Origin of the sequence: Acetobacter cerevisiae (genome assembly GCF_001580535.1) — a bacterium.
GTDB lineage: Bacteria > Pseudomonadota > Alphaproteobacteria > Acetobacterales > Acetobacteraceae > Acetobacter > Acetobacter cerevisiae.
The window spans coordinates 101,838-115,418 of sequence record NZ_LHZA01000157.1 but is presented as its reverse complement, the minus strand read 5'-3'; the positions used below and the strand labels follow the sequence as shown (position 1 = coordinate 115,418).

General features: G+C 58.4%; 15 protein-coding genes. 9 read left to right on the top strand and 6 right to left on the bottom strand.

Annotated features, from left to right (window positions below; translation table 11 throughout):
* Nucleotides 1-50: 50 nt before the first annotated feature.
* Nucleotides 51-836, top strand: a complete 786-nt coding sequence (locus tag AD928_RS13380) for a tRNA1(Val) (adenine(37)-N6)-methyltransferase (RefSeq protein ID WP_062251045.1) — start codon at nt 51-53, stop codon at nt 834-836.
* A gap of 96 nt (nt 837-932) precedes the next feature.
* On the opposite strand, the gene AD928_RS13375 is transcribed toward AD928_RS13380, so the two are convergent.
* The 3 genes from AD928_RS13375 to AD928_RS13365 form a co-directional block, all read right to left on the bottom strand.
* Complete coding sequence (locus AD928_RS13375; RefSeq protein WP_062140026.1) at nt 933-1,949, bottom strand: ribonucleotide-diphosphate reductase subunit beta; 1,017 nt, start codon at nt 1,947-1,949, stop codon at nt 933-935.
* Between the two features lie 59 nt (nt 1,950-2,008).
* Nucleotides 2,009-3,946, bottom strand: coding sequence for a ribonucleoside-diphosphate reductase subunit alpha (locus tag AD928_RS13370; RefSeq protein WP_062140024.1), 1,938 nt, complete (start codon nt 3,944-3,946; stop codon nt 2,009-2,011).
* A gap of 228 nt (nt 3,947-4,174) precedes the next feature.
* Nucleotides 4,175-5,155 (bottom strand): Gfo/Idh/MocA family protein, encoded by a 981-nt coding sequence (locus AD928_RS13365; protein ID WP_062140022.1) that lies wholly within the window; start codon nt 5,153-5,155, stop codon nt 4,175-4,177.
* A 364-nt stretch (nt 5,156-5,519) separates the two neighbouring features.
* Between AD928_RS13365 and secD the strand changes: the two genes are divergently transcribed.
* Nucleotides 5,520-7,085, top strand: a complete 1,566-nt coding sequence (gene secD / locus AD928_RS13360) for a protein translocase subunit SecD (protein ID WP_197463969.1) — start codon at nt 5,520-5,522, stop codon at nt 7,083-7,085.
* A gap of 12 nt (nt 7,086-7,097) precedes the next feature.
* Complete coding sequence (secF, locus tag AD928_RS13355) at nt 7,098-8,042, top strand: protein translocase subunit SecF (RefSeq protein ID WP_062140018.1); 945 nt, start codon at nt 7,098-7,100, stop codon at nt 8,040-8,042.
* A 97-nt stretch (nt 8,043-8,139) separates the two neighbouring features.
* Here secF and AD928_RS13350 read toward each other — a convergent pair whose 3' ends face one another.
* Together AD928_RS13350 and mscL are read right to left on the bottom strand one after the other, a co-directional pair.
* Nucleotides 8,140-8,463 (bottom strand): hypothetical protein, encoded by a 324-nt coding sequence (locus tag AD928_RS13350; protein WP_156470207.1) that lies wholly within the window; start codon nt 8,461-8,463, stop codon nt 8,140-8,142.
* 123 nt (nt 8,464-8,586) lie between these two features.
* Nucleotides 8,587-9,045, bottom strand: coding sequence for a large conductance mechanosensitive channel protein MscL (gene mscL / locus AD928_RS13345; protein ID WP_062140014.1), 459 nt, complete (start codon nt 9,043-9,045; stop codon nt 8,587-8,589).
* Nucleotides 9,046-9,318: 273 nt separating this feature from the next.
* On the opposite strand from mscL, the gene rpmE reads away from it, so the two are divergent.
* From rpmE to AD928_RS13330, 3 genes are all read left to right on the top strand, one after another.
* Nucleotides 9,319-9,549 (top strand): 50S ribosomal protein L31, encoded by a 231-nt coding sequence (rpmE, locus tag AD928_RS13340; RefSeq protein WP_043552419.1) that lies wholly within the window; start codon nt 9,319-9,321, stop codon nt 9,547-9,549.
* A 200-nt stretch (nt 9,550-9,749) separates the two neighbouring features.
* Complete coding sequence (locus AD928_RS13335) at nt 9,750-10,265, top strand: Hsp20 family protein (RefSeq protein ID WP_082779901.1); 516 nt, start codon at nt 9,750-9,752, stop codon at nt 10,263-10,265.
* A 210-nt stretch (nt 10,266-10,475) separates the two neighbouring features.
* The gene (locus tag AD928_RS13330) at nt 10,476-11,069 is read left to right on the top strand and encodes a DUF1013 domain-containing protein (protein ID WP_043552418.1); all 594 of its coding nucleotides are present in this window, start codon (nt 10,476-10,478) and stop codon (nt 11,067-11,069) included.
* Between the two features lie 151 nt (nt 11,070-11,220).
* Here the strand turns inward: AD928_RS13330 and AD928_RS14515 are convergent, their stop codons facing one another.
* Nucleotides 11,221-11,385 (bottom strand): YdcH family protein, encoded by a 165-nt coding sequence (locus AD928_RS14515; RefSeq protein WP_082779900.1) that lies wholly within the window; start codon nt 11,383-11,385, stop codon nt 11,221-11,223.
* Nucleotides 11,386-11,620: 235 nt separating this feature from the next.
* Here AD928_RS14515 and AD928_RS13325 point away from each other — a divergent pair, with 235 nt between their 5' ends.
* The 3 genes from AD928_RS13325 to AD928_RS13315 are packed head-to-tail and all read left to right on the top strand — an operon-like array spanning nt 11,621 to nt 13,580.
* Entirely contained in the window at nt 11,621-11,827 is a 207-nt protein-coding gene (locus tag AD928_RS13325) for a DUF465 domain-containing protein (RefSeq protein WP_043552417.1), read from the top strand.
* Between the two features lie 32 nt (nt 11,828-11,859).
* On the top strand, nt 11,860-12,399 hold the full coding sequence (purE, locus tag AD928_RS13320; RefSeq protein WP_082779899.1) for a 5-(carboxyamino)imidazole ribonucleotide mutase: 540 nt from the start codon (nt 11,860-11,862) through the stop codon (nt 12,397-12,399).
* The gene (locus AD928_RS13315; RefSeq protein WP_062251043.1) at nt 12,399-13,580 is read left to right on the top strand and encodes a 5-(carboxyamino)imidazole ribonucleotide synthase; all 1,182 of its coding nucleotides are present in this window, start codon (nt 12,399-12,401) and stop codon (nt 13,578-13,580) included. The genes purE and AD928_RS13315 overlap by 1 nt, the downstream gene beginning before the upstream one ends.
* Nucleotide 13,581 lies beyond the last annotated feature (1 nt).

Below are 13,581 nucleotides of genomic sequence, written 5' to 3'. Positions count from 1 at the left end.
AAGCTCCAACCGCTTCAAGACTGCCAGACACTTTTAGTTAAGACCCGTTTATGGCCCATCCTTCAGACCTTTCTCATGACACCTTACTGGGGGGCCGGATTGCCTACTCCCAGTTCCGCATTGGTTACAGAACCGGCCTGGAACCAGTGCTTATGGCTGCTGCCGTTCCTGCCCGCGCCCCGCAGCGCGTGGCGGAAATCGGCTGTGGCGCGGGCGCTGGCCTTCTTTGCCTGAGCCAGCGCATAGCAGGGCTGACAGGCACAGGCGTGGAGCAGAACGCGGAGACAGCCACCCTCGCCCGCCAGAACCTCAGCGCGAATGCGCGAGAGGGACTCACTATTCTCAATGCCCGCTTTCCGGAGATGCTGCCGGACGGGCTGTTCGATCATTGTTTTGCGAATCCACCCTGGCATGACCCGGACGGTACGGCCTCCGTCATTGAACGGCGCGACCTCGCCCGCAGAGCCCAACGGGACACCCTGAAACTCTGGATACGCGGCAGCGCACGCCTGCTCCGGCATAAAGGCAGCCTGACGCTGGCACTCCCCGTGAGCCTGATGGCCGCCGCCATTGCCCAACTGACGGAAAGCGGCTTTGGCGGCGTGACCACCTACCCCTTCTGGCCCAAGGCCGGACGAGAGGCGCGCATTCTCCTGCTGCAAGCCCGTTACGGCGTGCGCAGCCCCGCCCGCCTGCTGCCGGGTATGATTTTGCATGAAGAGGATGGCAGCTTCACAGCGCAGGCACGTGCTGTGCTGGAAGACGGAGCAGCACTGCCCGGTCTGCAAGAGGCACGAGTCCCTCTGGAGCCACGCCGAGGGCGCAACGCAACGTAAACGGCTCTCTCTGAGGCTTCCAAACACGTCTGGCGTAGCCTTTAGGGGACTACGCCAGACAAAAATTCAGAACCCGATTTTCAGAACCCGGTCGACTTATTCGAAAACAGACGCCTCAAAGGCTTCTTCCCACGTCCCCGTGGTAGAGGCACGGCTATATTCCGTAGCCCGGTTTTCAAAGAAGTTGGTGTGTTCCACCGCGTTCAGCATGTCATCCAGCCAGGGCAGCGGATTGGTCGTCGTGTTGTAGAGCGGGTCCAGACCGAGCTGGATCAGACGGCGATCAGCAATGAAGTGGATGTAGGTTTTCACCTGCTCCGCATTCAGCCCCTCGACCGCACCCATTTCAAACGCGAGGTCAATAAAGGCCTCTTCATGCTCAACAATGGTGGCGCAGATTTCACGCAGTTCCTGCTGAAATGCATCCGTCCAGATTTCCGGGTTTTCATGGATAAACTCACGGAACAGGCGGATCACGGACAGGCAGTGCAGCGTTTCATCACGCACGGACCAGGAGACAATCTGCCCCATCCCCTTCAGCTTGTTGAAGCGGGGGAAGTTCAGCAGAATGGCGAAGGAGGCGAACAGCTGAAGCCCTTCGGTAAAGGCCCCGAACGCTGCCAGCGTCTTGGCGATTTCATGCTTGCTGTCCACAGAGAACGCCTGCATGTAATCATATTTATCCTTCATTTCCTTATACTTAAGGAATGCAGAATATTCCGTCTCCGGCATCCCCAGCGTATCAAGCAGATAGCTGTAGGCCGCGATATGGATGGTCTCAATGTTGGAGAACGCTGAGAGCATCATCAGCACTTCAGTCGGTTTGAACACCCGGCTGTAATGCTTCATGTAGCAGTTGTTCACCTCGACGTCAGACTGGGTGAAGAACCGGAAAATCTGCGTCACAAGGTTCCGCTCGCTGTCATTCAGCACGCGGTGCCAGTCTTTCACGTCATCAGCCAGCGGCACTTCTTCCGGCAGCCAGTGCACGCGCTGCTGCGTCAGCCAGGCATCATAAGCCCACGGATAGCGAAAGGGCTTGTAGACGGGGTTTGCGGTCAGCAGGTCGAAATGCTGTTCCTGTTCGCCCGTTCCGGCAGGTTTTTCGCTCATGAGACTATCCTTACAACGGAAAGTTTTAAAATCATCTGGTTACAAGAGGTTATGAAGATTTACTGACAGGCCAGACATTCATCATAGTTGCTCCCGTTAGACGTCGGGGCTTCGGGTGCGACACCTGCACGCTGGGCGGCCTCGGCCGCCAGAACGCCTTCCTTGGTCAGCACGTTACTCACCGTGTCTGCCCGCTGGATAGACAGGGACCGGCAGTAATACAGAGACTTCAGGCCCTTCTTCCAGGCCATGTGGTGGATCTGGTGCAGGTCACGCTTATGCACGTTGGCGGGCAGGAACAGGTTTACTGACTGCGCCTGACACACATACGGCTGGCGGTCTGCCGCATGTTCCACAATCCAGCGCTGATCCAGTTCAAAGGCGGTCTTGAAGACATCCTTTTCCTGCTGGGTCAGGAAGTCCAGCTCCTGCACGCTGCCTTTGTTCAGGGTGATGAAGGACCAGATTTCCTCCGTATCCTTCCCCTTCTCTTTCAACAGTTTCTGCAGGTGGCGGTTGCGCACCGTGAAGGAGCCGGAGAGCGTTTTCTGCAGGAAGACGTTTGCCGCAATCGGCTCGATCCCCGGGCTGGCATTGCCAGCAATGATGGAGATGGAGGCCGTCGGGGCAATGGCCATCTTGTTGGAGAAGCGTTCCTGAATGCCATACTCCGCTGCATCCGGGCAGGCCCCGCGCAGGTCCGCCAGCTTGCGGGAAGCCGCGTCAGCCTGCTCACGAATGTGCTTGAACACCTTACGGTTCCAGACTTTGGCCACAACGCCTTCAAACGGCACATTCTTGGCCTGCAGGAAGGAATGGAAACCCATAACGCCAAGCCCGACTGACCGCTCACGCGAGGCCGCATAGGCGGCCTTCTTCATTTCCGGGGGGGCGCGGTCAATAAAGTCCTGCAGCACGTTATCCAGGAACAGCATGACGTCTTCAATGAACTGCGGATTTTCGTTCCACTGATCCCATGTTTCCAGGTTCAGGGAGGACAGGCAGCACACAGCCGTCCGCTGTTTGCCGTGGTGATCAATCCCGGTCGGCAGCGTAATTTCCGAGCATAGATTGGAGGTCTTGACCTCAAGCCCTGCCAGCTTGTGGTGCTCAGGCCGGGCGTTGTTCACATGGTCGGAATAGACGATGTACGGCTCGCCCTGCTCCATGCGGGCCGTCAGGATACGAATCCACAGCGCGCGGGCCGAAACCTTACGGATCACGGAATTATCGCGCGGGGAAAGCAGGCCCCATTCCTCGTCCGCTTCCACAGCCCGCATAAAGGCGTCAGACACCAGCACGCCATGGTGCAGGTTCAGCGCCTTACGGTTGGGGTCACCCCCGGTCGGGCGGCGGATTTCTACAAATTCTTCAATTTCAGGGTGCCAGACCGGCAGATACACGGCAGCAGACCCGCGACGCAGAGACCCCTGACTAATGGCCAGCGTCAGGCTGTCCATCACGCGGATGAACGGAATCACACCGGACGTCTTGCCGTTGCGGCCAACATTTTCACCAATAGAGCGCAGGTTGCCCCAATAGGACCCAATGCCGCCGCCCTTGCTGGCCAACCAGACATTCTCGTTCCACAGGCCGACGATACCGTCGAGGCTGTCACTAGCTTCATTCAGGAAGCAGGAAATCGGCAGACCACGGGTGGTGCCGCCATTGGACAGAACCGGCGTTGCAGGCATGAACCAATGCTGGCTCATATAGTCATAGATACGCTGTGCGTGCCCTGCGTCGGCCCCGTAATAGGACGCAACACGCCCAAAGAGATCCTGATAGCCCTCATCCGGCAGCAGATAGCGGTTATCCAGCGTTGCCTTGCCAAACGGCGTCAGCAGGGCATCGCGAGAGCGATCCACGCGCACCTGATGGTGGCCGGGCAGCTGCACCATGTCTTCCAGCTTACCGGGTTCAAACAGGTCTGCTTCTTCCCCGGAGCCGGACATGGAACGACGGCTTTCATTTTCCTGAACGTCGATCAGACTCATGGTGGCGTGCTCCGGTTTTTTGCATTTGCGTGATCTGGCTTGAGAGGCGCTAAGACACACAGGAGTCATGCCCCGCGCTCTCGTGCCTCACCATATGTCGCGTTCATGCGACATATGCGCCCCTATATCTAGTGATTTTTTTACGCTCACAGACCCAAAAAAGGCTTGTGTTTGAAAAGATGGCAGTTTCTGGCTGATCATAAATTATTTCAGCCGGCCAAAGTTTTTTTAGCCCGCGTTGATCAGCCCCGACATCTCCATCCGGCGTCGTGACTCTGTAATCCCGTCTGCCACAGCCAGAGCTGCAGCCAGAGCGCGTCGTCCGGCCCGGGCATCCACCTTAACGGGCGCGCCGTCAAGACAAGAGGCCACAAAAGCCTCATGCTCCGCAAACAGCGAATCATGATCTTTCCATGAAATCGCTTCCCGACGGAATCCGCCCGTGCCGGGCAGCGGCAGACCTTTCTCCCGGCCAATCATGGTCAGCTCACGCTTCCCGAAATCTGCCGACAGATAGCCTTCCTCAGAAAACAGCCGCATCCGGCGCTCTGTCTTGAGGGAAATACGACTGGCGGTAATGGTCGCCACACAGCCATTTTCAAAGCGCACGCGGGCATTGGCGATGTCTTCGTATTCCGAACTGACCGCCGCCCCCAGCGCATCCACCTGCTCAATGGGGCTGTCCACAATCGCCAGAACCAGATCCAGATCATGAATCATCAGGTCCAGAATAACGGACACATCCGTGCCACGTGGCTTGAAGGGCGCAATGCGCGTCGCCTCAATATAGAGAGGCCGGGTGATTCGTTTGGTAATGGCCTCATGCTCGGCGGAATAGCGCAGCAGATGCCCGACCTGACACACCAGCCCGCTCTGCTCGGCGAGCGTGATGAGGAAGTCCGCCTGCTCCAGCGTCGCCGCCACCGGCTTTTCCACCAGAACATGCTTGCCGGCCCGCAAGGCCTCGGTCGCCAGGTCAAAATGATATTCCGCAGGAGCCGCCACCACCACGGCATCACACGCGGCCAGCAGCTCTTCGACTGACCCCATGACGGGGCAACCGGCTTCCTTCGCAACCACGGCCGCCCGCTTTGCATCCGGGTCAAACAGACCGACAAGCGTCTCGCGGGGCACCTCTTTGACCTTCAGGGTATGGTACCGTCCAAAATGCCCGGCCCCAATCACCCCAACCCGCAGCGTTTTGTCCATCTTTCCTGACCTTCCCGACCCTGTGCCTCATGGCGTTGCCGTCAGCGGTAGCAGCCTCCGACCAAAATCCCAAAATCACGTGCGTCCTGCAAAAAGCACACCGCCCCCAAAAGCCCCGGATGTCCGGCAGTCCGTAAAAAAACCATAAATTTTTCCGCCCCGACCGAATCCGGTCGTTTCGGAGACAGTTAGTGATTTGTGGCTCTTCCGCCCCGCTTCAAAGCCGGGTGTGCCTCGGAAATGTGATGCAACCCCGCCACTGCCGCCCGCCGAATCCCGCCACACAGGTCTGCAAATGTCTGTGGAGTGTTGCATCGCACGCAAGGGAGCGGCATGTTCCGGGCGACAAAAATCGATTGATCAGGTGAGAATGTATTACAGCCGCCTCAAGTTGGCCTCGGTACTGGGTGTGTGCCTTTTAGGGCTGCTGCTCTGCCTGCCCAATGGTCTGCGCAATCCCTTCCCTTCCATGCCCTGGCGCCAGATTCATCTGGGGCTGGATCTGCGCGGCGGGTCCTATCTGCTCATGCAGGTGGACCTCAAAAGCCTGACGCATGACAGGCTGCAAACCCTGGCGGACAGCACGCGTGAGACGCTGCTGAAGTCCCAGCTCGGCTACCGCAACATCACCACCAATGCGGACGCCAGCACGGTGACCTTCATGCCGCGTGATGCATCGGAAACGGAAGCTGACCTCGCAGCCCTCAACAAGCTGCCGCGCGTCGTCCCCAACGAATTCAGCGTGAAGAAGCAGGATAATGGCAGCATTGTCCTCACCCTCTCTCCGGAAGCACTGAAAGCCCGTGCGCGGGAAGCTGTGACGCAGTCCATCGAGATTGTTCGCCGCCGTATTGACGCCACCGGCGCGGTTGACCCGGAAATCACCCGTCAGGGCGATGACCGCATTGTGGTCGAACTGCCCGGTGTGAGTGACCCGGAACGCATCAAGGCGCTGCTGGGCACCACCGCAAAAATGACGTTCCGTCTGGTGGACCCCAACCCCATGCACGCAACGGCAGCGCCTCCCGGCGTAAGCCTGCTGCCGATGTCCACTGAAGGTGAAGGCCCGCCGCTGCCGGTTTATGACCACGTGGACGTGGACGGCACGGACCTGACCAACGCCGGCGCTGTGATTGATTCCCAGAGCGGCGAATGGGCGGTGACCTTCACGTTCGATTCTGTCGGCACGCACGCGTTCTCCACGGTCACGCAGGCCAATGTCGGCCGTCGCTTTGCCATTGTGCTGGATAACAAGGTGATTGAAGCCCCGGTCATCCGCTCCCCCATTACGGGCGGCAGCGGCCAGATCACTGGCGGTTTTGATGCTCAGAAAGCAACTGATCTGGCTCTGATGCTCCGTGCTGGTGCCCTCCCGGCCCCGCTGAGCGTCATGGAACAGCGCACCATCGGCCCGTCTCTTGGTGCCGATTCCATCCGGGCAGGCATGCTCAGTCTGGCGGCGGGCTTTGTGTTCGTTATCCTGTTTATGGCGCTGTTTTATGGCCGCTTTGGCTGGTATGCGAACGTCGCCCTGCTGGCCAACCTTGTGCTGATGGTCGCCATTCTTTCCCTGTTTGAAGCCACCCTGACCCTGCCGGGTATGGCCGGGATGTTGCTGACGCTCGGGATGGCGGTGGATGCCAACATCCTGATCAATGAACGCATCCGGGAAGAAGTCGCTCGGGGCCGCACCCCGCTCGCAGCCATGCAGGCCGGTTTTGAACGCGCCACCTCCACCATTGTGGATAGTAACGCCACGGCCCTGCTGGCCCACGTCATGCTGTTTGTGTTTGGCACAGGCCCTGTGCGTGGCTTCGCGCTGACCATCACCATCGGTATCGTGACCACCCTGTTCACGACCCTCCTGCTTTCCCGACTGCTTATGGTCCGCTGGTATGCGCTCACGCGCCCGACCAGCCTGCCGGTCTGAGACGAGGCGCTTATGTTTGGACGTCCTCTCCTGCGTTTTGTGCGCAAGGATACCCACATCAACTTCATGCGCGGGCGCTATGCGGGCCTGATTGTCTCGGCTGCGCTGTCTCTGCTCTCCATCGTGCTGTTCATGCATCCGGGCCTGACACTGGGGCTGGATTTCCGGGGCGGCATTGTGGTGGAGGCCAAAACCTCTGGCCCGGCTGACTTTGCCAAGCTGCGCAATGCTCTGGCTGCGCATAATGTCACGCATGCCTCCATTCAGGCTTTCGGCGCGCCGGATGACGTGCTGATCCGTCTGGATGCTGGCGATGAGCAGCAGACCAACGCCATTGTAGACACCGTGCGCCACGCGGTGGCGGAAGCACAGCCGGGGACGACCGTCCTGCGGGCTGACGCTGTCGGCGCGTCTGTGTCCTCAGAACTGTTCCGCAACGGCATGCTGGCCCTCGGTCTCAGCCTTGCGATGATTCTGGGCTATATCTGGTTCCGGTTTGAATGGGAGTTCGCCCTCAGCGCCGTCATCACGCTGGTGCTGGATCTGACCAAGACCATGGGCTTTCTGGTCATCACCGGCTTTGAGTTCGATCTGGTGATGGTCGCTGCCATTCTCACCATTCTGGGCTACTCCACCAACGATAAGGTGGTGGTGTATGACCGTGTGCGTGAAAATCTCCGCAAATATCGCACCATGCCGCTACGGGAACTGATTGATCTCTCGATCAATGAGACCCTGAACCGTACACTCGGCACCTCCTCCACCGTCTTTCTGGCGTCTCTGCCGCTGGCTCTGTTTGGGGGCACAACGCTGTCCGGCTTTGCCTGGACCATGCTGTTCGGGATTGTGGTCGGCACGTCCTCTTCCATCTTCATCGCCGCCCCGCTCCTCCTCTTTATGGGCGAGGGTCGCCTGAAGCGGGACGCCAAGCCTCCCGCCCCGCGCAAAAGCGCCTGAAAACGCAAAAAGCGTTCCGCTCCTTTCGGTCGGAACGCTTTTTTTATAAGGGGCGCCAGGCATCCCCCCTGCCCATATTCTTTAAAAATCCGCGCCCTTAACGCCGCACCACAGAGGGTGGCGTGGGATCAGCCGGCTCAATCACTGCCAGAAAATTCTCCATCGCCTGCCCGGCATTTTTGATGCCCGCGCCGGATGGGCTGTATTCTGCGTTGAGAATGGCAGCCAGCGCAGCCCGGTCCGCATTCACAATCTGCACAAGGCGTTCTGGTGAGACGAGGCCGGACATCACCTGCCCACGGGCCATGCCGCTGGCAATCACGTAGCTATATATCAATGTGCGGGGTGTGGGATTTATCGCCACCCGACCAGCGGAAGACTGGCAGCCTGCCAGCACCGTAAGGCCTGCAAGGCCAGCCATCAGGCAAAAAAAAACCGGAAATCCAGATACGGAGCGCGTCATGCGACGAACCTACTCCATATCTGTCTTTCCGGTAAATCTCCTCAGCGCCCCGCAGGACGCCTCAGATCAGACGAATGAGCCTCAGACCTTGCGGGCTGCCAGTTCGTCACGGATCTGCTCAAGCAGAACTTCCGTTTTGGTCGGTGCCGGGGGTGCCGCCGGTTTAGCGGCTTCCTGCCCATGCAGGCGGCTCAGCACTTTAACAAACCAGAAGATGACCAGAGCCATGATCAGGAACTGAATGACAGCATTCAGGAACAGGCCGACATTCAGCGTAACCGCGCCCGCTTTCTGTGCGTCCGCCAGCGTTGCCAGATGCGGGCCTTTCAGCGTGATGAAGAGGTTGGAGAAATCAATCCCACCAATCACCAGACCCAGCACCGGGTTGAAAATGTCTTTCACCAGGCTGTTCACAATGGCGGTGAACGCCGCACCGATGATGACACCAACGGCCAGATCGATAACATTGCCACGCATAATAAAGGCGCGGAATTCGCCCACCCAACCCGGGGTGTGCACATGAGATTTAATGTCAGCCATAAGCCACTTTATCCTTTTGAAGGCAGAATATCCTGCTGTCTGTATCCAGTATGAACCCTTTTTAACAAGTCTAAACCACCCCGATTCGCCGACTTTCCTCTCCGGACGTGGCTTTTACGGCAACACCGACACATTTTTCCGCCCCTTACCCGGTAAAAACCAATCAGGAAGGCCGCATGAGTTATTGATCCCCCCTGCACAGACGGCTATACGCACTCGCACGCATAGCCCGGTCGGTATCGGGACAGCCTTTTGAACAGAAAGACGCAACACATGAAATCCGGCATTCACCCTGACTACCACGAAATCACCGTCATCATGACCGATGGCACCGAATACAAAACCCGCTCCTGCGCAGGTAAAGCTGGTGACACGCTCCGTCTGGACGTGGACACGAAGTCTCACCCGGCATGGACCGGCGTGCAGCGCATGATGGACACCGGGGGCCAGGTTGCGAAGTTCAACAAGCGCTTTGCTGGTATCGGTACGCGCTCCAAGGCCTGATCAGCCTCCCCTTTATCAGATCAGTTAAAAAATCGGGAACCCCGCCTCTTGAATCAGGAGGCGGGGTTTTCCACGTTTAGTTTCAGGAAGAATGCCCGAAGACGGGGTTCTTCTCTGATTGTTACCTGCCGTAGCAAGCCCGCCAGACACTGGGGGCTGTTGCACGGCAAGACCTTGCTGAACGAGGAGGTTTTTTAACCATGAGTTACGATTTTGCACCGCTTTTCCGCACCGCCATTGGCTTTGACCGTCTGGCACAGGTGATGGACACCGCGTCCCGTAGTGCTGCCACCCCGAGCTACCCCCCGTATGACATCGCCAAGACCGGGAATGACAGCTACGCCCTGACTATGGCAGTCGCTGGCTTTGGCCCGGACGACATTGAACTGGTTGTGCAGGACAACACGCTGATTGTCTCCGGTCGTGTGAGTGACCCGCAGAATGAAGGCGAGATTCTGCATCGCGGCATTGCCCGCCGGGCTTTTGAGCGTCGCTTTGCACTGGCGGACCATGTGGAGGTCACCGGTGCCGATATGAATAACGGCCTGTTACGTATTTCTGTACGCCAGATTGTGCCTGAAGCCCTCAAGCCGCGCCGTATTCCCGTGCAGTCGGGTAACCAGACCGAACTGGTGACGAAAACCGAGGCCCCTGCGCCAGCCCAGACCACCCCGCAGGCACAGGCAAACCCTCAGCCCACTGCCGCCGCAGCATAAGCGCACACCACTCAAAGCGTGTGGAAAAGGAGGAACTCAGGTTCCTCCTTTTTTGTCAGAGCGCATTTGTCGCTTGACCTGTGAGGGACGCTCCCCCCATATCGTCGCCACAGATGCGCGCCGGCAGGCCCGCGGGCCTTCGGATTGGTTTCCGGACCGTCAGTTTCTCCGGTGCCTGCGCAAGCGCCGCCCGACGACAGGATGGAAGCAATGACGACCTTACCGCTGATGCCCAAGGCCACCGCAGTGTGGCTGATTGAAAAAACCGCCCTGAGCTTTACTCAGATTGCTGAGTTCTGCGGCATGCACCCGCTGGAAGTGCAGGCTATTGCCGATGGTGAGGTTGCTCAGGGAATTGTCGGGTATGACCCCGTTGCCAACCACCAGCTCAAACTGGAAGAAATTCACCGTTGCGAAGCAAACCCTGATGCACGGCTGAAAATTCTGGCTACCAACAACCCGGTCAAACGCCGCTCCAAGGGTGCACGCTATACGCCTGTGGCCAAACGCCATGACCGTCCGGATGGTATTGCCTTCCTGCTGCGTAACTTCCCGCAGCTGAATGATCTGCAGATTGTCAAACTGCTGGGCACCACCAAGGACACCATTGCCAAAGTGCGTGACAAGCAGCACTGGAACACGCCCAACATCAAACCGCGTGACCCGGTGACCATTGGCCTGTGCAGCCAGATGGACCTGAATGCTGCTGTGAATGCCGCCACCACGCGCCTTGAGCGCGAAGGGCACGAAATTCCGCAGCCGCCGCCGATGGATATGGTGGATCACGAAGGGAGCGGAGAGTAATTTCTCCGCGGCACTGGCTGGGCTTTACGCCCGCCAGTGCCTTTTCCAGCCAGTTTCTGGCAGTTTTCAGATAATTTCTCTGCTTAAGAGAAACGCTTTAGTCCAATCTGCCCGCACAATCGCCGGGATACAGAGGGACCAAGGGCTGTCATCACGCAGACAGGCGCTCAATTTCTTCCTTGAGCCGCAGCTTCTGCAATTTGAGACACATCAAAACACGCTCATCCGGTCTGGGTCGGCCGCCTTCTGATGAGATCTGTTTATCGATCCGTGAGTGGCGGGATTTAAGACTCTCAATCCTGGACTGGTAGGACATTGACTGCCTCCATTCGGTTGATGACACCTCACGGTAACGCAGTCTTTGCGTGTTTTTTCATGTTTTTTTCACATTTCAGGCATTTTAGGTATGCGCAAAATGCATATCTACTTTTTCTTCTTTTGCTGCTGGTCTCCGCTGCATGCTTGCGCAAAACTAGGCGCTGAAAACTCTGGCAGACTCTGAAAAATCCCGTTCACACAGAGTCCTCATGCCATGCAGGAGAGGGACTAAAATGCTGAAAGACCGCGATTCACTCCTCGGCCAGCTCCATGAACTCCGCAGTGAACATCGTGATCTTGATACCATCATCAGTCGCCTGACCGATGGGACGATCCTGACCGACCAGTTGCAGCTCCAAAGGCTGAAAAAACGCAAATTACTACTCCGGGACCGGATAACACGGCTTGAAAGCGAACTGATCCCCGACGATATTGCGTGACCATTTCCCCACCAACCGGATCGTGCCTTATCGTGAGCGAAACTGCCCCCCTGCCCACCGCCCCATCTCAGAACGCCGACCTTGCTCCTAAGGTTGGCATTATCATGGGTAGCCAGTCGGACTGGGAGACCATGCGCCATGCAGATGCCATTCTGACAGACATGGGCATTGCCCATGAAACGCTGATTGTCTCGGCCCACCGCACGCCGGACCGGCTTGCTGAGTATGCCAAAACCGCAGCGGATCGTGGCCTCTCTGTTATTATTGCCGGTGCTGGCGGGGCAGCCCATCTGCCCGGTATGTGTGCGGCATGGACCCGCCTGCCCGTGCTGGGGGTGCCAGTGGAATCCCGCGCCCTGAAAGGCATGGACAGCCTGCTCTCCATCGTTCAGATGCCCGGTGGTGTGCCCGTCGGCACACTCGCTATTGGAGCCTCCGGAGCCAAAAATGCCGCCCTTCTGGCAACCTCCATTCTGGCCCTGCAAGACCCGGAGCTCGCCGCAAAGCTGGACGCATGGCGCGCCCTGCAAACAGCCTCCGTCGCTAACGCTCCGATTTCTGAAAACGAATAATGTCAGCTTCTTCTTCCCGGTCTTCTTCGCCCGCACTTGCTCCCAATTCTGTCATCGGCATTGTGGGCGGCGGCCAGCTGGGCCGCATGTCCGCTGTCGCGGCCGCTAAGCTCGGCTTTCGCGCGCATATTCTCACGCAGGACGCCAATGGCCCGGCGGCACAGGTCGCCCATCAGGTCACGCTTGGCGCATATGATGATCACAAGGCGCTGGAAGCCTTTGCCCGCGCCGTGGATGTCGTCACCTTTGAGTTTGAAAATATCAGTGCCGACGCGCTGGATTGTCTGGCTCAGCACTGTCCTGTGCGCCCCTCCGGCGCGATCCTGCGCATCAGTCAGGACAGACTGGCAGAAAAGATTTTTCTCTCAGAGGCGGAGATTCCCCTCGCCCCCTGGATGGCCGTTACCGATCACCCCACTCTGCACGCTGCGGCGGAAAAGCTCGGTTTCCCGTTCATCCTGAAAACCACGCGCAACGGGTATGACGGCAAGGGGCAGGCCCGCGTTTATGAGGCCTCCCAACTGGAAGAGGCCTTTGCCTCTCTCGCTCCCCACCCGCTGGTCGCGGAAGGGATGGTGGATTTTGCCTGTGAAATCAGTGTGATGGTCGTGCGTGGCACAGACGGCACAACACGCTGCTTTGCGCCCGGCCTCAATTACCATCGGGATGGTATTCTGGACCTCACACTGGCCCCCGCCCCCGTGCCGGAAGAAACCGCACAGCGCGCTCAGGCTCTGGCGGTCGTTATTGCAGAAAAACTGGATCTTATCGGTATTCTGGGCGTGGAAATGTTTATCGACAGCACCGGCAATCTGCTGGTGAATGAAATCGCGCCGCGCCCGCATAATTCCGGCCACTGGACCATGGACGCCTGCCCGGCGGACCAGTTCGATATGCATATCCGCGCCGTCGCGGGCCTGCCTTTACCTCCCACGCTGCGCCATTCTGATGCTGTGATGAAAAATCTCGTCGGGCCGGATGATATGGCGTTGTGGCCTGACATTCTCGCCACGCCGGGACATATCCCGCATCTTTATGGCAAAGCCGAAGCGCGCGTGGGCCGCAAGATGGGCCACGTAAACATCCTGTTCCCCTATGGCAGTCTGCCCGGCGCACTGGGCATTCGGGATGCCCTTGGCCCGCTGGCGGAAAAGCCGGACGCCGGGAACGACGACGCCTAAA